The 20,792-nt window shown below is 69.1% G+C and carries 18 protein-coding genes and 1 pseudogene; 10 read left to right on the top strand and 9 right to left on the bottom strand.

Annotation, left to right across the window (positions count from 1 at the left end; translation table 11 throughout):
* Nucleotides 1–37: 37 nt before the first annotated feature.
* The 6 genes from gyrB to dnaA all read right to left on the bottom strand — a co-directional run bounded on the left by gyrB (nucleotide 38) and on the right by dnaA (nucleotide 8,650).
* Complete coding sequence (gyrB, locus tag C2865_RS03210) at nucleotides 38–1,981, bottom strand: DNA topoisomerase (ATP-hydrolyzing) subunit B (RefSeq protein WP_232835315.1); 1,944 nt, start codon at nucleotides 1,979–1,981, stop codon at nucleotides 38–40.
* A gap of 297 nt (nucleotides 1,982–2,278) precedes the next feature.
* Nucleotides 2,279–2,755, bottom strand: coding sequence for a DciA family protein (locus tag C2865_RS03215; RefSeq protein ID WP_198652860.1), 477 nt, complete (start codon nucleotides 2,753–2,755; stop codon nucleotides 2,279–2,281).
* A complete protein-coding gene (gene recF / locus C2865_RS03220; RefSeq protein WP_106396746.1) occupies nucleotides 2,742–3,899 on the bottom strand; it encodes a DNA replication/repair protein RecF in 1,158 nt (385 codons plus the stop codon). The genes C2865_RS03215 and recF overlap by 14 nt, the downstream gene beginning before the upstream one ends.
* A gap of 140 nt (nucleotides 3,900–4,039) precedes the next feature.
* The gene (gnd, locus tag C2865_RS03225) at nucleotides 4,040–4,915 is read right to left on the bottom strand and encodes a phosphogluconate dehydrogenase (NAD(+)-dependent, decarboxylating) (protein WP_106396747.1); all 876 of its coding nucleotides are present in this window, start codon (nucleotides 4,913–4,915) and stop codon (nucleotides 4,040–4,042) included.
* Nucleotides 4,916–5,184: 269 nt separating this feature from the next.
* Nucleotides 5,185–6,315, bottom strand: a complete 1,131-nt coding sequence (gene dnaN, locus C2865_RS03230; RefSeq protein WP_106396748.1) for a DNA polymerase III subunit beta — start codon at nucleotides 6,313–6,315, stop codon at nucleotides 5,185–5,187.
* 601 nt (nucleotides 6,316–6,916) lie between these two features.
* Nucleotides 6,917–8,650: a chromosomal replication initiator protein DnaA gene (gene dnaA / locus C2865_RS03235; protein ID WP_106396749.1), complete on the bottom strand. Its 1,734-nt coding sequence runs from the start codon at nucleotides 8,648–8,650 to the stop codon at nucleotides 6,917–6,919.
* A 366-nt stretch (nucleotides 8,651–9,016) separates the two neighbouring features.
* Here dnaA and rpmH point away from each other — a divergent pair, with 366 nt between their 5' ends.
* The 8 genes from rpmH to C2865_RS03275 all read left to right on the top strand — a co-directional run bounded on the left by rpmH (nucleotide 9,017) and on the right by C2865_RS03275 (nucleotide 14,240).
* Nucleotides 9,017–9,154, top strand: a complete 138-nt coding sequence (gene rpmH / locus C2865_RS03240) for a 50S ribosomal protein L34 (RefSeq protein ID WP_106396750.1) — start codon at nucleotides 9,017–9,019, stop codon at nucleotides 9,152–9,154.
* Nucleotides 9,155–9,164: 10 nt separating this feature from the next.
* On the top strand, nucleotides 9,165–9,524 hold the full coding sequence (gene rnpA / locus C2865_RS03245) for a ribonuclease P protein component (RefSeq protein WP_106396751.1): 360 nt from the start codon (nucleotides 9,165–9,167) through the stop codon (nucleotides 9,522–9,524).
* Nucleotides 9,521–9,844: a membrane protein insertion efficiency factor YidD gene (yidD, locus tag C2865_RS03250; RefSeq protein WP_106396752.1), complete on the top strand. Its 324-nt coding sequence runs from the start codon at nucleotides 9,521–9,523 to the stop codon at nucleotides 9,842–9,844. Before rnpA ends, yidD begins: the two co-directional genes overlap by 4 nt.
* Entirely contained in the window at nucleotides 9,841–10,830 is a 990-nt protein-coding gene (gene yidC / locus C2865_RS03255) for a membrane protein insertase YidC (protein ID WP_106396753.1), read from the top strand. The genes yidD and yidC overlap by 4 nt, the downstream gene beginning before the upstream one ends.
* A 33-nt stretch (nucleotides 10,831–10,863) precedes the next feature.
* Nucleotides 10,864–11,343, top strand: coding sequence for a Jag family protein (locus C2865_RS03260; protein WP_106396754.1), 480 nt, complete (start codon nucleotides 10,864–10,866; stop codon nucleotides 11,341–11,343).
* Nucleotides 11,344–11,526: 183 nt separating this feature from the next.
* Complete coding sequence (gene rsmG / locus C2865_RS03265) at nucleotides 11,527–12,222, top strand: 16S rRNA (guanine(527)-N(7))-methyltransferase RsmG (protein ID WP_106396755.1); 696 nt, start codon at nucleotides 11,527–11,529, stop codon at nucleotides 12,220–12,222.
* A 199-nt stretch (nucleotides 12,223–12,421) separates the two neighbouring features.
* Complete coding sequence (locus tag C2865_RS03270; RefSeq protein WP_232835417.1) at nucleotides 12,422–13,243, top strand: ParA family protein; 822 nt, start codon at nucleotides 12,422–12,424, stop codon at nucleotides 13,241–13,243.
* 37 nt (nucleotides 13,244–13,280) lie between these two features.
* Complete coding sequence (locus C2865_RS03275) at nucleotides 13,281–14,240, top strand: ParB/RepB/Spo0J family partition protein (protein WP_106396757.1); 960 nt, start codon at nucleotides 13,281–13,283, stop codon at nucleotides 14,238–14,240.
* A gap of 299 nt (nucleotides 14,241–14,539) precedes the next feature.
* On the opposite strand, the pseudogene C2865_RS40495 reads toward C2865_RS03275, so the two are convergent.
* Nucleotides 14,540–14,951: pseudogene (locus C2865_RS40495) on the bottom strand (IS5/IS1182 family transposase); the annotation flags it as partial.
* Between the two features lie 77 nt (nucleotides 14,952–15,028).
* On the opposite strand from C2865_RS40495, the gene C2865_RS03280 reads away from it, so the two are divergent.
* Nucleotides 15,029–15,406, top strand: coding sequence for a hypothetical protein (locus C2865_RS03280; RefSeq protein WP_106396758.1), 378 nt, complete (start codon nucleotides 15,029–15,031; stop codon nucleotides 15,404–15,406).
* 1,506 nt (nucleotides 15,407–16,912) lie between these two features.
* Here C2865_RS03280 and C2865_RS03290 read toward each other — a convergent pair.
* Together C2865_RS03290 and C2865_RS03295 are read right to left on the bottom strand one after the other, a co-directional pair.
* Nucleotides 16,913–17,830, bottom strand: coding sequence for a D-alanine--D-alanine ligase family protein (locus C2865_RS03290; RefSeq protein WP_198652862.1), 918 nt, complete (start codon nucleotides 17,828–17,830; stop codon nucleotides 16,913–16,915).
* 838 nt (nucleotides 17,831–18,668) lie between these two features.
* A complete protein-coding gene (locus tag C2865_RS03295; RefSeq protein ID WP_232835316.1) occupies nucleotides 18,669–19,904 on the bottom strand; it encodes an aminotransferase-like domain-containing protein in 1,236 nt (411 codons plus the stop codon).
* A 174-nt stretch (nucleotides 19,905–20,078) separates the two neighbouring features.
* On the opposite strand from C2865_RS03295, the gene C2865_RS03300 reads away from it, so the two are divergent.
* On the top strand, nucleotides 20,079–20,696 hold the full coding sequence (locus C2865_RS03300; protein ID WP_106396761.1) for a GNAT family N-acetyltransferase: 618 nt from the start codon (nucleotides 20,079–20,081) through the stop codon (nucleotides 20,694–20,696).
* Nucleotides 20,697–20,792 lie beyond the last annotated feature (96 nt).

A 20,792-nucleotide genomic window follows, 5' to 3' on the forward strand; every position in this document is an offset into this window, starting at 1 on the left:
ATGGCAGGTTCGGGAAAGGCAGGGAGCGGCCTGCGGATCAGATGTCCAGGAACCGGACGTCCTTGGCGTTCCGCTGGATGAAGGAGCGGCGGGCCTCGACGTCCTCGCCCATGAGGACGGAGAAGAGATCGTCCGCCTGCGCCGCGTCGTCCAGGGTGATCTGCAGCAGGACGCGCCGGGCCGGGTCCATGGTGGTGGACCACAGCTCGTCGGCGTTCATCTCGCCCAGGCCCTTGAAGCGCTGGACGCCGTCGTTGGCGCGCGGGTCGCGCTTGCCTGCCGCCATGCCCGCCTCGATGGTCTGGTCGCGCTCCCGGTCGGAGTAGACGTAGTCGTAGTCCGTGCCGGTCTTGTTCCACTTGATCTTGTACAGCGGCGGCTGGGCCAGGTAGACGTGCCCGGCCTCCACCAGCGGCTTCATGAAGCGGAACAGCAGGGTGAGCAGCAGCGTGCGGATGTGCTGGCCGTCGACGTCGGCGTCGGCCATCAAGATGATCTTGTGGTACCGCAGCTTGGTGATGTCGAACTCGTCGTGGATGCCCGAGCCCAGCGCGGTGATCATCGCCTGGACCTCGGCGTTCTTGAGGACCTTGTCGATCCGCGCCTTCTCCACGTTCAGGATCTTGCCGCGGATCGGCAGGATGGCCTGGAAGCGCGGGTCGCGGCCGCCCTTGGCCGAACCGCCCGCCGAGTCGCCCTCGACGATGTAGATCTCCGACTCGGCCGGGTCGGTGGACTGGCAGTCGCTCAGCTTGCCCGGCAGGGAGGTGGTCTCCAGCAGGCTCTTGCGCCGGGTGAGGTCGCGCGCCTGACGGGCGGCGATGCGGGCGCGGGCCGCCTGCGAGGCCTTGTTGATGATCTCCTTGGCCTCGCCGGGGTTGGCGTCGAACCAGTCCTTGAGGAAGTCGTTGCAGGTCTTCTGGACGAACGACTTGGCCTCGGTGTTGCCCAGCTTCGTCTTGGTCTGGCCCTCGAACTGCGGGTCGGACAGCTTGATCGAGATGATCGCCGTCAGGCCCTCGCGGACGTCCTCGCCGGTGAGGTTGTCGTCCTTCTCCTTGAGGAGCTTCTGGTCGCGGGCGTACCGGTTGACGATGCCGGTGAGCGCCGAGCGGAAGCCCTCCTCGTGGGTGCCGCCCTCGGCGGTGTTGATGGTGTTGGCGAAGCTGTGGACCGACTCGGAGTAGGCGTTGCTCCACTGCATCGCGATCTCCAGCGCGACGCCCTGGCCCTCGGACTCGAAGTAGATGATCGAGTTGTGGACCGGCTCCTTCTTGGCGTTGATGTGCCGGACGAAGTCGGAGATGCCGCCCTCGTAGTAGTACGTGACGGTGAAGGGGGCGCCCTCGTCCGTCTCGTGACCGGGCCGCTCGTCGATCAGGGTGATGGACAGGCCCTTGTTGAGGAAGGCCATCTCCTGGAAGCGGCGGCTGAGGGTCTCGAAGCTGTACTCGGTGGACTCGAAGATCGTGTCGTCGGCCCAGAACGTGACGGTGGTGCCCGTCCGGGCGGTCTCCTCGTCCTTCGACAGGGGTGCCTGCGGCACGCCCTGCCGGTACTGCTGACGCCAGACGTGGCCCTCGGTGTGGACCTCCACCTCGAAGGAGGTGGACAGCGCGTTCACGACGGCCGCGCCCACGCCGTGCAGACCGCCGGAGACCGCGTAGGACTGGCTGTCGAACTTGCCGCCGGCGTGCAGGGTGGTGAGCACCAGCTGGACGGCGGGGACCTGCTCGACCGGGTGCAGGCCGACGGGGATGCCGCGGCCCTCGTCCAGGACGCTCACCCCGCCGTCCGCGCGCAGCGTCACGACGATCTTGTCGTTGTACCCGGCGAGGGCCTCGTCCACCGCGTTGTCCACGATCTCGTAGACCAGGTGGTGCAGTCCTCGTTCACCGGTGGAGCCGATGTACATGCCAGGGCGCTTGCGTACCGCTTCCAGGCCCTCGAGGACAGTGATGGAACTAGCGTCGTACGACAAAGGGAAGCCTCCTGCCGGGGACACCCACCGTTTGCGCATGCCCCGTAACACGCGGTTTGGTTGAACGTGGAAACACAGACGGCGACCGCACCATGTCCAATACAGATCGCCACGTTACGGTGCAGTGTCCTGAGCCCAGGGTCAGTCTACCGGGTCAGGGGGTGAAAGTTGCCAGTGACGGGGGCTGAGCGCAAATCTGGCGGCCAAACGGACGGGAACCCACATCCCCCTACTCACCCCGGGGTCTACTGGCGCGTACGTGCCGCTTGACAAACCGGCCCGACCGGCCCGACAGACTTATCGGACACGCCACTGGCCGGGCTTGCGGACCGTCTGGGGGCCCACGACCTTCACCCTGCGTACCGTGCCCTCGCCCAGCTCCTCGTTGAGCCTGCGCACCAGCTGCCCGGACAGCAGCCGCACCTGCTGCGCCCAGGCGGGGGAGTCGCAGGAGACGACCAGCTCGCCGTCCTCGAACGCGCCGGGCCGGGTGTGCTCGGCCACGTCGCGGCCCACGACGCGCTCCCAGTCGCCGAAGAGGCCGCCGACGGCGGCGCGCTGCTCCCAGCCCCGGTCGGAGAGCAGCTGCTTGATGCCCGAACCGAAGAGCTGGGGACCGCCGCCGCGACGGGGGTCGCGCGGGGAGCCGGCCGCCGTGCGGCGGCGGCGCTGGCCGGGGACCGACTGGCGCTTGGCCGCGTCCGCCCTGGCCTGGGCGAGCGCCTCGCGCGCCAGCTCGATGCCCGTCTTGGGCTTCGGCTCATCCTCCGACACGGCTCACCTCCCCTGCGGAGACGTTATAAGAGGCCCCCGACAGTTGCGGGGGGACGTCCTCGGGCACCGCCGCGGTGATCAGCACCTGCTCGGCGGGGGAGACCATCTCGGCGAGCCGGCGCCTGCGCCCGGAGTCCAGCTCGGCGAAGACGTCGTCGAGGATGAGGACCGGGTCGTCGCCGTCGGAGCGCAGCAGCTCGTAGGCGGCCAGCCGCAGCGCCAGCGCGAACGACCAGGACTCGCCGTGGCTGGCGTAGCCGCGGGCGGGTAGGTCGCCGAGCTTGAGCATCAGCTCGTCGCGGTGCGGCCCGACCAGGCTGGTGCCGCGGGCCAGCTCCTGCCTGCGCACCTCGGCCAGGCCCGTCAACAGGAAGTCCACGAGTTCTCCACGGCCTGTGGACGGCGCGCCGTCGGGCCCGCGGCCCCTCACGGGCGGCTCCCCCTCGCGGGAGCAGCGGTACTCCAGGCCCGCGCCCGCACCGGGGGCGAGCTCGGCGTAGGCCTTGGCCACCAGCGGGGCGAGCTCGGAGACCAGGTCCAGCCGCGCCCCCAGCAGCTCGGCGCCGACCTGGGCCAGATGGGAGTCCCACACCTCCAGGGTGGACAGCAGCTCCGGCGTGGCCGAACGGCGCTGCTGCACGGCCGACTTCAGCAGGGCGTTGCGCTGCTTGAGCACCCGGTCGTAGTCGGCGCGGACCCCGGCGAACCGGGGGGTGCGGGCCGTCAGCAGCTCGTCCAGGAAGCGGCGGCGCTCCCCCGGGTCCCCCTTGACCAGCGCGAGGTCCTCGGGCGCGAACAGGACCGTGCGCACCATCCCCAGGATCTCCCGGGGCCTGGGGACGGGCGCGCGGTTCAGCCTGGCCCGGTTGGCGCGGCCCGGGTTGATCTCCAGCTCGATGAGCGCCTCGCGGACGTCGCGCACCACCCGGGCCCGCACAATCGCGCGGGCGGCGCCCTGGCGGACCAGGGGCGCGTCCGTCGCCACCCGGTGGCTCCCGTGGGAGGCGACGTAGCCGACCGCCTCGACGAGGTTGGTCTTGCCCTGCCCGTTGAGCCCCAGGAAGGCGCTGACCCCCGGCTCCATCGCCACCTCGGCGGAGGCGTAGGAGCGGAAGTCGGTGAGGCTCAGATGGGCGACGTACACAGGAAGCGAGTCTAGGGTCGCTCCCGTCCCGACCGTCCCACAGCCTGTGGATGAGTTCGGTGCGCCTCGGCCACGGGCGGCGCGCCGCCGGGCGCGTCCCCGTGGACCGCTGGTCCGCCGTCAGGCGGGTACCGCTCGTCTCACTTCTTCTCGACGGCGTGGCCGCCGAACTGGTTGCGCAGGGCGGCGACGACCTTCATCGCCGGGGAGTCGTCCTGGCGGGAGGCGAACCTGGCGAAGAGGGAGGCGGTGATCGCCGGCAGCGGGACCGCGTGGTCGACCGCGGCCTGGATCGTCCAGCGGCCCTCGCCGCTGTCCTGCGCGTAGCCGCGGATGTCGGCGAGCTCGGGGTCCTCGGCCAGCGCCCGGTTGAGCAGCTCCAGCAGCCAGGAGCGGATGACCGTGCCCTCCTGCCAGCTGCGGAAGGTCTCCGGGGTGTTCTTGACGATGCCGCTGGCCTTGATCAGCTCGTAGCCCTCGGCGAAGGACTGCATCATGCCGTACTCGATGCCGTTGTGGACCATCTTCACGAAGTGGCCCGCGCCGGCCTCGCCGCTGTGGACGAAGCCGTAGTCGCCCTCCGGCTTGAGGGTGTCGAAGACCGGCCGCGCTTTGGCCACGTCCTCCTCGGTGCCGCCGACCATGAGCGCGTACCCGTTCTCCAGGCCCCAGACGCCGCCGGAGACGCCGCAGTCGACGAACCCGATGCCCTTGGCCTTCAGGTACTCGGCGTGCTTCTGGTCGTCCACGTAGTGGGAGTTGCCGCCGTCGACGACGGTGTCGCCGGGGGAGAGCAGTTCGCCGAGCCGCTCGACGGTCTCCTGGGTGGGACCGCCTGCCGGGACCATGACCCACACGAGGCGGGGGGCGGCGAGCCGCTCCACCAGCTCCTCCAGGGACTTCACGTCGCCGAGGGACGGGTCGCGGTCGTAGCCGACCACGGTGTGGCCGCCGCGGCGCAGCCGCTCGGCCATGTTCCCGCCCATCTTGCCCAGACCGATGAGGCCGAGTTCCATTACCGCTCCTTGTACGGGTGTGCGGGTGTCCGGAACCTCCCGTTCCGGGAGGACCCGTAGTGCTTCCTTGTGGGAGACCCCCCAAGGCTAGCCGTCCCCGGATGCCCTACCCGGAAATCCGATCATTCGGCCATCTCCGACGCAGTGGGATCTTCCACACCTTTTATCCACAGCCCGCTCCCCCCTGTGGACAACCCGGTTATCCACAGGGGGTGGACACATCCGCCGCGGGGCCCTTCGCGGGCCGTGCGCGCCGGACGGCCCGCGGGTCAGCCGGACAGCCGGACGGGCATGATCAGGTAGCGGTAGCCGGGCACCCCGCCGTCGTCGAGCGGCTTGCCGGTGAGCACCGCCGGCTTGGTCGGCGTGGTGAACGACAGCCGGGCGATGTCCGAGGCGATCTGGGCGAGCCCGTCGAGCACGTACGTGGGGTTGAAGGCGATGTCGATGTCCTCGCCCTCCAGAGTGGCCTCCAGGGCCTCCACGGCCTGAGCCTCATCCCCGGTGCCCGCCTCCAGGACGACCTCTCCCTGGCGGAATGAGAGCCGCACAGGGGTATTGCGCTCGGCAACCAGGGAGACGCGCTTGAGGGCGTCGACGAACGGGCCCGTCTGGATCTCGGCGTATCCGGCGTACTCGGCGGGGAAGAGCGAGCGGTACTTCACGAAGTCGCCGTCCAGCAGGCGCGAGGTGGTCTTACGGCCGCCGCCCTCGAAGCCGATGATGTTCTCGTCCTTGCCGTCGCCCCCGCCCAGGGAGATCTTCACCTCGGCGCCGGACGTCAGCGACTTGGCGGTGTCGGCGAGGGTCTTGGCCGGGATGAGCGCGACGCCCGTGCGGTCGGGGCTGTCGGGGCTCCACTTGAGCTCACGCACGGCCAGCCGGTAGCGGTCGGTGGACGCCAGCGTCACGGTGTCCCCGTCGATCTCCACCCGCACGCCGGTGAGCATGGGGATCGTGTCGTCACGGCCCGCGGCGATGGCGACCTGGGCGACGGCCACGGCGAACTCGTCGCTGCCCACGGTGCCCGCGACGGGCGGCAGCGACGGCAGGGACGGGTAGTCCTCCACGGGCATCGTCTGGAGGGTGAACTTCGCGCTGCCGCACTTGAGCGTGACCTTGGCGCCGTCGGTGGTGACGTCCACAGGGTGGGGAGGAAGCGCCCGGCAGATCTCGGCGAGCAGCCGGCCGCTCACGAGGGCCGTGCCGGGCTCGTGGCAGTCGATCTCGGCCGACACCTGGGCGGAGACCTCGTAGTCGAACGCGGACAGCCTGAGGCCCTCCTCGGTGGCCTCCAGGTGCATGCCCGCCAGCACCGGGACGGGCGGACGGGCCGGGAGGGTGCGGGCCGTCCAGGCCACGGCGTCGGCGAGAGCGTCACGGTCGATGCGGAACTTCATGGACCCGCCTCCTGATCGTCGAGGGTTTTCGGGGCTTGGCCAGGGCCGTGGCCGGGGCCCGGTGGAACGCGGACCCGCGGGACCCTGATGGGTACTGATCTTCTTTTCTTCACTGGATAACTGGAGTAGTCATAGTCATAGGGGCTGTGGAAACCGTGGATAACCCCTTCCGCCCCAGCTCAGAGCCGAAGTTTTATCCACCGAGCCTGTGGGTAGAAGTCTGTGGACAACCGGGGCCCCTGTGGACGGCCGAAACCTGTCCACAGCTCATCCCCAATTCGATCTCTTGTTGCCCACAGGTTCTCCACAGGTTATCCACAGCAGTGACATTCTGTGGGAGCAAATCGGGCGAAAGTAGATGGAATTAGGTTGTGGACGAGGGAAGCCCTCCACCAGGTTTTCCCCAGGTAATTCACAGGTTCTCCACAGGTTATCCACGAGTCCGTCCACAGGGCTCGAAAAATGGTCGAGAAATCATCCACAGGACGTCCACAGCCCGTCCACAGGTTGTCCCCATGATGTCCACAGGTTATCCCCAACTTTATCCACAGGCAGTGGGCGCAATGATCCGAGGATGACGTGATTCAGGTGGGTTCGCGGCTCAGCGGTTGCCGCGGGTCTGCTGCTTGATGCGCGAGGTCAGCTCGGTGACCTGGTTGTAGATCGAGCGGCGCTCGGCCATCAGCGAGCGGATCTTGCGGTCGGCGTGCATGACCGTGGTGTGGTCGCGGCCGCCGAACTGCAGGCCGATCTTGGGCAGCGACATGTCGGTGAGCTCGCGGCACAGGTACATCGCGATCTGGCGGGCGGTCACCAGGACCCGCGAGCGCGAGGCCCCGCACAGGTCGTCGATCTCGATGCCGAAGTACGTGGCGGTCTGCGCCATGATCATGCCCGCGGTGATCTCGGGGCCGCCGGTGTCGGGGATCAGGTCCTTCAGGACGATCTCGGCCAGGCGCAGGTCCACCGACTGCCGGTTGAGGCTGGCGAACGCCGTGACCCGGATGAGCGCGCCTTCCAGCTCCCGGATGTTGGTGGAGATCTTCGTGGCGATGAACTCCAGCACGTCCGGCGGGGCGGCCAGCCCCTCCTGCACCGCCTTCTTGCGCAGGATCGCGATGCGCGTCTCCAGCTCGGGCGGCTGGACGTCGGTGATCAGGCCCCACTCGAAGCGGTTGCGGAGCCTGTCCTCCAGGGTGACCAGCTGCTTGGGGGCGCGGTCGGAGGAGATGACGATCTGCTTGTTGGCGTTGTGGAGCGTGTTGAAGGTGTGGAAGAACTCCTCCTGCGTCTGCTCCTTGCCCTCAAGGAACTGGATGTCGTCGACGAGGAGGATGTCCACTTCGCGGAAACGGCGCCGGAAGCTCTCGGCCTTGCCGTCGCGGATGGCGTTGATGAAGTCGTTGGTGAACTCCTCGGAGCTCACGTAGCGCACGCGGGCACCGTCGAACAGGCTCCGGGCGTAATGGCCGATGGCGTGCAGGAGGTGCGTCTTGCCGAGGCCGGACTCCCCGTAGATGAAGAGGGGGTTGTAGGCCTTGGCCGGCGACTCGGCCACCGCGACCGCCGCCGCCTGGGCGAAGCGGTTGCTCGCGCCGGTGACGAAGGTCTCGAAGGTGTACTTGGGGTTCAGCCGGGCGGCCTCGATGGTCCCCTTGGCCTGGGCGTCGTCGCCCCTTCCCCCGCCGCTCTGCCAGGGGGCGGGCGGCGAGACGACCTCCGGCTGCGCGGGTTCGGCCTGAGGGGCGTGCGCCGCGGGGGTGAACAGCTCGGGCTCGGGGCCGCCGAAGGTGTGGCCGGCGATGTGGGAAGGACGCACAGGCTGTGGAGGAAGTTGTCCACCGGCCTGTGGATAACTTGCGGAACCCGAGGTAGGGGGGGCCTCGGCCTGTGGAAGATCTTGTGGACGAACATCCGCGGGGCGGGATTCGCGCCCGGCCTGCGGGGGGAGCTCCGGCTGCCGGTACCCCTGCCGCGGCTCCTGGCGCTGCTCGTACGGCTGCTGCTCGTACGACGGCTGCTGCGGGAGCGGGGGGGCGGGGTAGGACGGCTGCTGGACCGGCGGGGGCGGCGGCTGCCGGGAGATCTCCGGCTGGACGGTCAGCACCACCCGGATCGGCTGGCCCAGCTCCTGGGAGAGGGTGGTCTCGATGAGCGAGGTCACCCGCTGTTCGAGGGTCTTCTTGGCGAAGTCGTTGGGCACCGCCAGCAGGGCCATGCCGTCGAAGATGCCGATGGGCCGGGTGACGCCGAGCCAGGCGCGCTGGTGGGCGGGCACTTCGGGAAGGGCGTCCACCGAACGGTTCCAGAGGGACTCGAGGTCCTGTCCGTCCACTGTGAAGCCTCCCCCATGCGTATCTTTGACCTCCCGCCCGTCGTCCGCGCGGGGCCTCAAGCCAGAGCTCAGGGGGACCTTCAGGAGCAGGAAGACCCTACTCTCTCATGTTTCATCCACAGGTTTGTCCACAAGCTGTGTATAACTCTGACCATGGGCGGGGACGGGTGCGAGGAGCCCGGCCGGAAGGCGATCGAGACCCTTCCGTTTGACCCGGTGGGCGGGGAGAACGTAACGTTCTACGGTCGAGTCGCATCGATGGTGGTGACGCGTGCCCGTCGAGCCTTCAGGTGGGCGGGCCCCCGCTGCGAGGGACCAAACGTGCCCGCGATGCGATCCTTATCGTCAGAGCAGCAGGAGTCAGCAGTGAGCAAGCGTACGTTCCAGCCGAACAACCGTCGTCGTCACAAGAAGCACGGCTTCCGGCTGCGCATGCGCACCCGTGCCGGGCAGGCGATCCTCGCCGCGCGTCGGCGCAAGGGCCGCGCGCGCGTCGCGGTCTGACGATCGACCCATGCTGCCCTCCGGTCACCGGATGCGGCGGCGCCACGAGTTCACGTTGGCCGTCCGGCGCGGTGTCCGCGCCGGACGGCCACATCTCGTTGCGCACCTTTTCACCGGTGGAGACGCCGACGGGAACTCCGTCGTCGGCTTCATCGTCTCCAAAGCGGTGGGCAATTCCGTCGTGCGCGGCAGGGTGCAGCGCCGGCTGAGGCACCTCGTCCGGGACAGGCTGAGCCTGCTGCCTCCGGGTAGCCTGCTGGTGGTGCGCGCCAACCCCAAGGCGGCGTCCGCATCGTCGGAGGAACTGGCCAGGGATCTCGACTCCGCGCTCGGCCGGTTGCTGAAACCGTCGGGCAAGGGGCAGTCATGAGCCGGAGACCGGGGCCGATCGCGTGGACGCTGATCGGCTTCGTGCGCTTCTACCGGCGGTTCGTCAGCCCGCTGCTACCGCCCACCTGCCGGTTCGAGCCGAGCTGCAGCACCTACGGGCTCACGGCCCTGCAGACACACGGAGCCCTTCACGGCTTCTGGCTGACCGTCGCACGTGTCGGCCGGTGCCATCCCTTTCATCCCGGCGGGTACGATCCGGTTCCTGAACCGCGTACTCGTACCGGCCGTGGCGAGGCGTCCGGCATCGACCACCCGACCCCTGAGCCCGCAGACCCAGACTCGCTAGGAGCAGACCGGTGACGCTTGATCCGTTGTACCGGGCCGTGGCGTGGATCCTCGTCCAGATCCACAGCGGCCTGACCTTCCTCGGCATCGACCCCGACAGCGGGTGGGCCTGGGGCGGGTCGATCGTACTGCTCACCGTGCTGATGCGGATCCTGATCTTTCCGCTCTTCGTGAAGCAGATCCAGTCCTCCCGCAAGATGCAGGCGCTCAACCCGCAGCTGCAGGCACTGCGCAAGAAGTACAAGAACGACAAGCAGCGGCTCAACCAGGAGACGATGAAGCTCTACCAGGAGAACGGGGCCAACCCGATCTCCGGGTGCCTGCCGCTGCTGGTGCAGTTCCCCATCTTCATCTCGCTGTTCAACGTGCTGAACAAGATGGCCAACGCCAAGGAGGGGAACGGCAGCCACGGGATCTCGCCGGACCTCGTCCACAGCGCCAACAACGCCAGCATCTTCGGCGCGAGCATCTCCGACAGCTTCCTCAAGGCCTGGGGCACCTCGACCAGCGGCGTGATCGTCTGCGTGATCGCGGTGATCATCTCCTCGACCACCACCTTCCTGACCATGCGGGCGAGCATGTCCCGCCAGCCGGCGATGGACCCGGACAACCCGATGGCCACCGCGCAGAAGATGATGGTCTGGCTGGCGCCGGTCTTCGGTCTGTTCGGCCTGGGCTTCCCCCTGGGCGTGCTGCTCTACTGGGTCACCTCCAATACCTGGACGCTGGCGCAGTCGCACTACATCTACAAGCGCTACCCGATGCCCCTCGCCGGGGACGACAAGGACACCAAGGACTCCGCCAAGGGCGGCTCCAAGGGGGGCACCCCCAAGGGCGGCGCCAAGAAGGACGAGCCCGCCGGCTCGGGCGGCCTGCTGAAGAAGCGCCGCGCCGCCGAGGCCGCCGCCGCGGCGGAGATCCGCAAAGAAGGCCCCACGGTCGTGCGCAAGCAGCCGACGCGGCAGTCGAGGAGCAAGCGAACAGGCTCCTCCAAGCGTTAGATTGACACTCCCATCCAGGAAACGGAGACAGCGGTGGCCGAAACCGCAGCAGCCGAGATCGAGGCGCTGGAGCAAGAGGGCGACATCGCCGCCGACTACATCGAGGGCCTGCTCGACATCGCCGACTACGACGGCGACATCGACCTCGACGTGGAGGGCGAGCGGGCGATGGTGTCCGTCGTGGGCAGCGACCTGGACGAACTGGTCGGCAAGCGCGGCGAGGTCCTGGAGGCGCTGCAGGAGCTGACCAGGCTCGCGGTGCACCGGCAGACCGGCAACCGCACCAGGCTCATGCTGGACGTCGGCGGCTACCGCGAGCGCCGGCGCGAGGAGCTGAGCAAGCTCGGCCGCGACGTGTGCGAGGAGGTCAAGCGCGACGGAAAGCCCAAGCCGCTGGCGCCGATGACGCCCTTCGAGCGCAAGATCGTCCACGACGCGATCGCCGCGGCGGGCCTGCGCAGCGAGTCCGAGGGCGAGGAGCCCGAGCGCTACGTGGTCGTCTACCCGAGCTGACGGGGATCTCCCGGTTCATCGGGGATCTTCTGGGAAGATCATGGTGAAAGCCCCCGCCGTGTGCGGGGGCTTTTGTTTTGCCGGAATCCCGCCGGAGGCGGGTCGCCGCGGGGAAGATGGCGGCGTCGGGTTTCGCGGGCGCGCGGCGCATGTGGAACCATCGTTGACTGTGGGGAAGAACCGATGACTGAGCAGCCGGAAGCCGTACCGCCGCGGGCACAGGAGGTCTTCGGCGCGGCCTTGCCCGTGGCCGAACGGTATGTGCGCCTGCTGGCCACCGCCGGAGTGGAGCGCGGGCTCATCGGCCCCCGCGAGGTGGGCCGCCTCTGGGAACGGCACGTGATCAACTGCGCGGTGCTGAGCGAGGCGGTGCCCGAGGGAGCCTCGGTGATCGACATCGGTTCCGGCGCCGGGCTGCCCGGCCTGGTGCTGGCGATCGTCCGGCCCGACCTCGACATCACCCTGCTGGAACCGCTGCTGCGGCGCACCACCTTCCTCAACGAGGCGGTCGAGGAGCTCGGCCTGACGAACGTCACCGTCCGGCGGGGACGCGCCGAGGAGGTCGCCAAGGACTACGCGGTGGACGTCGTGACGGCGCGGGCGGTCGCCCCGCTCGACCGGCTGGCCACCTGGGGGCTGCCCCTGCTGCGGGTCGGCGGTGAGATGCTGGCCCTCAAGGGGGAGCGCGCGGCACAGGAACTGGCCGAGGCGGAGCCCGTCCTGCGCAAGCTCGGCGTACGCAGGGCTGAGCTCCTCCTGGTAGGGCAGGGTAAGGTCGATCCGCCGACGACGCTCGTTCGGCTCGTCGCCGAACAGATCCCCGAGCGCGGAGGCAGAAGGAGCAAGCGGAAGGGTGACCGGTCGCCGACGAGCGGCTGAGCCCCTCTCTTCGACGAAGGAGTCCGCGGTGGAGCCGTCATCAGGCCACGCGTTCAGCATGCAAGGGACAGCCGAGACGGCGTCTGTCGCGCCGCGCATGGAGACGGAGCAGGCCGTGGATTCACGTGAAACACTGGTTCCGCCTCCCGGCACCGGAGAGAGCACGGTCGCGCGGGCCGCGGCCGCCGCACGGCAGGTGATGGCCCAGCGGGGCGACAACGAGTGGCCCCGCCCGGCGAAGACCCGGGTGATCACCGTCGCCAACCAGAAGGGCGGGGTGGGCAAGACCACCACGTCGGTCAACCTGGCCGCGGCGCTGGCGATGCACGGGGCGCAGGTGCTCGTCGTCGACCTCGACCCGCAGGGCAACGCCTCCACCGCGCTCGGCATCGACCACCACGCGGACGTCCCGTCCATGTACCACGTGCTGATCGAGGAACGGCCGCTCGCCGAGATCGTCATGGCCTCGCCGGAGCTGCCCAACCTCTACTGCGCCCCCGCCACCCTCCACCTGGCCGGTGCGGAGATCGAACTGGTCTCCAAGGTGGCCCGCGAGTCCCGGCTGCGGCGCGCCCTGGACGACTACGACAAGAGCCGCTTCGACTACGTGCTGATCGACTGCCCGCCGTCGCTGGGCCTGCTCACCCTGAACGCGCTGGTCGGCGGGGACGAGCTGCTGATCCCGATCCAGTGCGAGTACTACGCGCTGGAGGGGCTCAGCCAGCTGCTCGGCACCGTCGACCTGGTGACCTCGCATCTCAACCCCACGCTGAACGTCTCCACCATCCTGCTGACGATGTACGACGCCCGCACCCGACTCGCCGCGCAGGTGGCCGAGGAGGTGCGGTCGCACTTCGGGGAGACGGTGCTGAAGACGCTCATCCCCCGCAGTGTCCGGGTGTCGGAGGCGCCCAGCTACGGGCAGTCCGTCATGACCTACGATCCGGGCTCCACCGGAGCCCTCGCCTACAGCGAAGCCGCCTCGGAGATCGCCCACCGCTGGGCAGAGGTGGCTTCGTGAGCTTCGCCGAGTACGTGCACGTCTACGGGGGTCGAGAATGAGCGCTTCACGTCAGCCACGAGGCCTGGGCCGGGGCCTCGGCGCGCTGATCCCGACGGCACCCGTCGCGGCGGCCGCGCCGGAGCACGCCGCGGACCAGACCGGCGGAGCCGGTCTCGACATGGTGGACGGGGCACGGTTCGCGGAGCTGTCCGTCAAGGAGATCTCCCCCAACCCGCGCCAGCCCCGCACCCACTTCGACGAGGAGGCGCTGGAGGAACTGGCCGCCTCGATCTCGATCGTGGGCCTGCTCCAACCGGTCGTGGTGCGCGAGCTGGCGCCCGGGACGGCCCTGGAGTCCGCCCGCTACGAGCTGATCATGGGGGAGCGGCGCTGGCGCGCGTCCCAGCGGGCCGGTCTGGACAAGATCCCCGCCATCATCAGGGACACCTCGGACGACGACCTGCTCCGTGACGCCCTCATGGAGAACCTCCACCGCCAGCAGCTGAACCCGCTGGAGGAGGCCGCCGCGTACCGCCAGCTCCTGGACGACTTCGGCGCCACCCACGAGCAGCTCGCCGCCCGCGTCGGCCGCTCCCGCCCCCACATCAGCAACACCCTCCGCCTGCTCAACCTCCCTCCCGCCGTCCAGCGCCGCGTCGCCGCGGCCGTCCTCAGCGCCGGCCACGCCCGCGCCCTCCTCGGCCTGGACTCCCCCGAGGCCATGGAGGCCCTCGCCTCCCGCATCGTCGCCGAAGGCCTGTCCGTCCGCGCCGTGGAGGAACTCATCGCCCTCCGCGAGACCGAGGACCCCCCGAAGCCGACCCTCCGCCGCCCCGTCCGCAAACCCACCGCCCCCGGCCTCGAGGCCCTCGCCGACCGCCTCAGCGAACGCTACGAGACCAAGGTCCGCGTCGACCTCGGCGCCCGCAAGGGCAAGATCGTCGTAGAGTTCGCCACCCTGGAAGACCTCGAACGCATCATCGCCACCATGGCCCCCGGCGACGACCCCGCCTGACCCGCCCCTCCACCCAAAGGCCCTCCCCGGAGGGCCTTTGTCTTTTCCCCGTTCCACGATCCGCGGCCACCCCGCCCGCCCCCGGTTTCACGTGAAACCGAGGCGGCCGAACAATCCGGTGCGCGGAGCCCGCGAGATCCACCACACGACCGCTCCCCTCGGCTTTCTGCGGCTCCGTCCAGGCCAAGCGATCCGATGTGTGGAGTCCGCTCAGGATCATTCCGTAAATGATCTTTGGTTCCGCGCGAGGTGCCCGATCGTTGTCGGCTGTCGGGCAGGGTGGCCGATGACGATGATGGGTCGATGTCGGCTTGGTGGTCGGTGAAGTACCTGTAGCTCTTCGACTGCGCGGTGGCGGCGTGGTCGCGGGTGGGCGCCCGGATGCTGTCCCCGATGAGCATGGTGTCCTTGGCGAACCGCTTGCGGGGCCGGAGTGCGAGCATCGGTCCGAGGTGAGTCGGTGATGGGGTCGGCTGCGAACTTCGAGACGCCGGACAGCGGAGCGAGCCGGCGCATCGTCAAGTTCGTCCGCCGGTGAGCCGTCACCAGCAGCACTCGGTCCTCGAACGGCAGGCCCATGGCCGGCCCTTGCGGACTGCGTTCGTACTCTCACCACACCGCAGCAGGCTCAGCGGCTTGTCGATAGGCGGGGGCTCAGCCCGGTGAAAGGGCGATTCAGGACTGCCCTGACGCCGTGATCACACCAGTCACTCTGGATCATCTCGCTTGCAGACGTCACCGGTTTTGACCGATCCTTGCTGTATTCGACGGCCAAGAGGGAGACCGACGTGGGGCTGATTCTGTTCCCGGGAGACGGAGACACCAGCAGTCCCGATATCGCCTGGTCTTACAGCGGCTTCGATGCGTTCCGGCAGGAGCTGGCACGAGCTGAGGGGTTCAGTCTCTCCGAGATGCGAGGCCTCGGCGGAGATCACCCCTGGAGTGATGTCTCCACCTTGCTCGAACCGCTCCTCGATCGCCCAGATGACGGCGGAGGCGAACTCTCGCCCAGCGAGTGCGCCGCGATCCTGCCTCGTCTGGAGGCGATCGCCGATCAGTGGCGGACCGAGGTCGACGTCCCCCGAACGCACATCAATGCGGCCCAGCAACTGATGGTCGTTCTTCGGTTCTGTGTCTCGAAGGACGTCGAGCTTCTCTTCCTTTGATATCCACGAAGCCGGGCCGTTCCTCACGCTTCCACGGTTACGGATCAGCCCTTAGTTCTGCCGCGTGACGCGCCCCTGACGGTTTCCGTGGACAGTGCATGGAGCCACGAAGCCCGCTGCACGGCTGCCCCTGTCGGCTCCCTGGAACCGCGCCTCGGCCAAACGATCCGATGCGTGGAGCCCACGAGATCCATCACACGGCCACCCTCTGCCGGTTTCCTGTGAAACCGTTCAGGCCCAGCCGATTCGGTGAGTGGCGCCCATGAGCTCTGCCGCATGACCACCTTCCGAGATGCCAGGGGAATTCTGCCGTCCGAAGCAGCCGCAACCTCCTGAACCCGTGGGCGCGCCGTCATCTCGAACGGATGCGAGCGACGCCAAGGCGATGCCACCTCACGGAACCACTGCAGAACGGTTTCACGTGGAACCGAGCAGAGCCGAACATCTCCTACGGCTACTTCCTGGAAGAGAGGCCACCGAGAGCGCGGCTCCTCCCTGCATCAGATACTCGGAGGCGGTGATGCGATGTCGACGGCTGCCGTCCTCAGAACGACCAGGAGGGGGTTTCACGTGGAACCAAAAAGCAAGCTTGCCCAGCAGGCATATCTCCGAGCCGGAGCCGGAGCCGGAAGTGACTCCCTGGCGTTCGGCTGGGGAGAGGCTGGCGATAGGGGCGCTGCTCCTGGGAGCCGCCACTGGAGAGGTTTCCCGTGGAACCGCGAGGTAGGGCTGATCGATGGGGCATTGGGGGCTGGAGCTGGATCGAGGGCAGGGCGTGGGCGCGGATTGATGCGCTGGCGGTCTGCCGGGCAGAGATCTGTGATGACGAGTAGTGCCGTCTTCTGGGCCGACAGCCCGAGCGCTTCCTGTGGAATTGAGATGGGTCGGACGTTCCTCGGACACGTCGCGGAACAAAAACTAGAGAACGTGAGACCCTGCCGCGCCTCCGGCCACGGTGACAGGGATACGTGAAGCCGGGCGTTCCTGCTCCTGGAGTCGGCTGTTGAGGCAGCTTCACAGGGAACCGAAACCGAGGACAGGGGGGTCATGTCGGCGAACCGGCGAACCGGCGAACCGGCGAACCGGCGAACCGGCGAACCGGCGAACCGGCGAACCGGCGGGCAGACCGGCAGTGCCGCCTTTGGGATTGGTCTCCGGTGGGGTTCGTGTGGAACTGAGGGTGGGCCGGTCTGTGGATGCAGCGGAGGCCGAAGCCGGGCTGGTGCTGGAGTGAGATGCGGAGGGGTCGCCAAGCGGCAAGGCGGGTCGGCTGGCGGGGGGTTTCACGTGGAACCGAGAGGCCGGACTGATCCGTGGGCGTCCAGGAGGGCCAGAGGCGGACTGGGGGCCGGGCCGCCGTGTCGGCTGCCTGGGAAGAAGGAAGGGCGGAACGGATGGAGGTGGAGGACGGTTGTCGGTGGTTTCACGTGGAACAGCGACTCGAAGGCGGGGTGCCTTCGAGCCGCTGTTCGCGTGGAAGAGGGGGGGTGCTGTTCGTGGGGCGGGTCAGAGGGAGGTGAGGATGCGGGAGATGGTCAGGTTGGAGGCGTGGAGGGCCAGGGGGAGGAGGCTGGTCTCGGTCATGCCGGGGGCGGCGTTGACCTCGAGGAGCTGGGGGGTGCCGTCGGCGTCGACGATGAGGTCGCTGCGGGAGAGGTGGCGCAGGCCCAGGGCGTGGTGGGCGGTCAGTGCCACCTCGCGGACGCGTTCGGTGGCTTCGGGGGAGAGGCGGGCGGGCGTGATGAACTCGGTCTGGCCGGCGGTGTAGCGGGCCGTGTAGTCGTAGCGCTCGCCCAGGGGGATGATCTCCACGGCGGGGAGGGCGGTGGGCTCGCCCTCGACCTCGATGACGCTGACGGCGACCTCGGTGCCGGTGACGAAGCGTTCGATGAGGGCGACGTCGCCGTAGGAGAAGCAGCCGATCATCGCGGTGGGCAGCTCCCCCGCCTCCCGGACGACCGACGCGCCCAGCGCCGACCCGCCGCGGGTGGGCTTCACGAAGAGGGGCAGGCCGAGTTTGTCCAGGATCGCCTTCATGACGGCGCTCGCGCCCAGGTCGTGGAAGACCGTCTTGGGCAGGGTCACCGACTCGGGGGTGGCCAGACCGGCCTGCCGGAAGACCGCCTTGGCCGTCGGCTTGTCCCACGCCAGCCGGCAGGCGTCGGGCCGCGCCCCCACGTAGGGGATGTCGAGCAGTTCCAGCACCTCCCGGATGGCGCCGTCCTCCCCCTCGGCCCCGTGCAGCACCGGGAACACCAGATCCGGCGGGTCCTCCATCAGCAGGGGCAGCAGCCCGGCGTCCGCCTCACGGATCTCCACCTGCAGCCCCACCTGCTTCAGAGCGTCCGCCACCCGCCGTCCCGAGCTCAGCGAGATCTCCCGCTCGTACGACATGCCACCGGCCAACACGATCACCCGTTCCATGGAACAGGACCCTACGCCTCCCCGCCCCGAACCTGCTCCGCACATCCCCGCACACCCGCGCCGAGGACATGCCCCCTCGAACATCCCGAAGCACCGGAACCACGCCTTCCCGCCCGCCCCTGCTGAGGAGGCCGCTTCTGACAGCGTGATGTGCCGGGCCTGCGACTTGTCGCGCGCTCACGCTGGCGGCTGCCGCCTCGGGTGGTTCGTTGTGCTGACTCCGTGCCCGCCCGCCCGCACGTTCGTGCCGGGCGCGTCACTCTTGTTCGTCTGGCGCGTCGGCTCATGCTGAGGAGGCCGTTTCTGACGGCGTGATGTGCAGGATCTGTGACTTGTCGCGCGCTCACGTTGGCAGCTGCCGCCTCGGGCGGGCAGGTGTGCTGACTTCGTGTCGGGGCGTCACCTTGACCGGCTGGCGCGCCCGGCTCCACGCCTTTCCTCGTGTCTGTGCCAGGGCCGTCACTTGGACAGTCCGGTGCGTTCATCCGGTCCGTGCCTTCTCGCGTGTCTGCGCGGGGCCGTCCCCTTCAGGCGTTCCGGTGCGCTGGCTTCACCCGCCCGCTCGTCCGTCCGTCCGTGCCGGGCGCGTCATCCTTGACGGTCTGATGCGTCGGCTCCACGTCCTTCGCGTGTCTGCGCTGGGAGCGTCACCCCGGACGGTCTGATGCGCCGATTTCGTGTCGGGCCGCGTTTCGTGCCGAGGACGTCTTCTCCGGCAGTCGGGTGTGTCGGCTCTCGTGTTCGCCGTGCGTGCCGGGAGGGCCGTTGCCGGTGGTCGGGGGAGGCGTGGGAAAGAGAAACCGCCGTCCGGCGGGGCGGACGGCGGTTCGGGGGCGGGTCAGCGGAAGGTGTCGCGGAGGGACAGTTCCTGGTGGATGACGGAGGCGAGGCGGTGGACGCCCTCGCGGATGCGGGCGGGCTCGGGGTAGCAGTAGGAGATGCGCATGTGGCGGTGGCCCTGGCCGTCGGCGTAGAAGCCGGTGCCGGGGACGTAGGCGACGCGGTTGGCGATGGCCAGGGGGGACATGGCCTTGGAGTCGAGGCCCTCGGGGAGGGTGAGCCAGACGAAGAAGCCGCCGGCGGGGCGGGTCCACGTGGTGCCCTCGGGCATGGTCTCCTCGAGCGCGCCGAGCATGGCGTCGCGGCGTTCGCGGTACAGCTCGGAGAAGGCCTTCACCTGGTCGCGCCACGGGTGGGACTTGAGGAACTCGCGGACGGCCAGCTGGGTGAGGTTGCTGTGGGAGAGGATCGCGGACTCGGCGGCCAGCACCAGTTTGGCGCGGACGGCGTGCGGGGCCAGCGCCCAGCCGACGCGCAGGCCGCTGGCGAACGTCTTGGAGAACGAGCCGAGGTAGATGACGCGCTCGGACTCGTCGGCGCGCAGCGGGCGCGGCGGCGGGGCGTCGAAGCTCAGCAGGCCGTACGGGTTGTCCTCGATGATGAGGAGGTCGAACTCCTCGGCCAGCGCCAGGACCTCGGCGCGGCGCGGCACCGACAGCGTCACGCCCGCCGGGTTCTGGAACGTGGGCACCGTGTAGAGGAACTTCACCCGGCGGTTCTCGGCGCGCAGCCGCGTGAGCGTCTCGCGCAGCGCCTCGGGGACGATGCCCTGGCCGTCCATCGGGACGTGCACGACCTCGGCCTGGTAGGCGGCGAAGGTGCCGAGCGCGCCCACGTAGGACGGGGACTCGGCGAGCACCACGTCGCCCGGGTCGACGAAGATCTTGGTGATGAGGTCGAGGGCCTGCTGGGAGCCGACGGTGACGGTGACGTCGTCGGGGCTGGCGACGATGCCCTCCAGGGCCATCACGTCGCAGATGCGCTCGCGCAGTTCCGGGTCGCCCTGGGCGGAGCCGTACTGGAGGGCCTCGCCGCCCCGGGTGGTGACGAGGTGCTGGAGCATCGCGCCCACCCCGTCCAGCGGCAGCGCGTCGATGAACGGCATGCCGCCCGCCAGGGAGACGATCTCCGGCCGGGATGCCACCGCGAAGAGAGCTCGGATCTCGGAGGCCACCATGCCACGGGCACGGGCGGCGTAACGGTCGAGATGCGAGTCGCTGCGGGTGGTCTCCATTTTCTTTCCTCCTGCATGAGGCGCTGGGCCGGGTACCACCGTACGGTACGGGTCGCGGTTCCCGGCGCTCGGTATTGGATACGATGCCTGCGGGGTCATTTCGGTTGACACGAAGCTTCGGGTCCACCGGGAAGGCGGCCTGATGGACCGACCACGACGGAAGGTGTGCGCCCGGTGTCACGTCGCCTTGTGAACGTCACGCTCGACAACCTCGTCGACCTGCCGCGCCGCTGCCGTCACTGCGTGTTCTGGGAGCTGGACCCGGTGAGCCGGGAACGGGCCGTGGAGGCCGGAGCCCCCGAGTTGGAGAAGGAAGCCTGGGTCTCCGCGACGCTGCTCGAATGGGGCAGCTGCGGCAAAATCGTTTACGTCGATGATATTCCCGCCGGATTCGTGCTTTATGCCCCGCCCCTTTATGTGCCTCGTTCGGCGGCGTTCCCGACGAGCCCGGTCTCCGCGGACGCCGTCCTGCTGATGACCGCGCACATCCTCCCGGAGTTCGCCGGCGGCGGGCTGGGGCGCATGCTCGTGCAGGGCGTCGCCAAGGACCTGACCCGCCGCGGCGTCAAGGCGATCGAGGCGTTCGGCGACCTGAAGACCGAGGAGGGCGGCTGCATGGTCCCCGCCGACTACCTCCTGTCCGTCGGCTTCAAGACGATCCGCCCGCACCACCGCTACCCGCGGCTGCGGCTCGACCTGCGTTCGGCCCTGTCGTGGCGTGAGGACGTCGAGGTGGCACTGGAGCGCCTGCTGGGTTCCATGACCCCCGAAGGCGCTCTGCGACCCGTCTGAGGCCTTCTGGGCCCGCTCATCATTTTCTGCGGGCGCCATCCCTTTTCGCGGGGCCGGCCGGTAGGCTCCCGGCACGTCCCCCACCCCCCGAAGAGG

It is taken from the genome of Actinocorallia populi (genome assembly GCF_002995495.1).
Lineage (GTDB): Bacteria > Actinomycetota > Actinomycetes > Streptosporangiales > Streptosporangiaceae > Actinocorallia > Actinocorallia populi.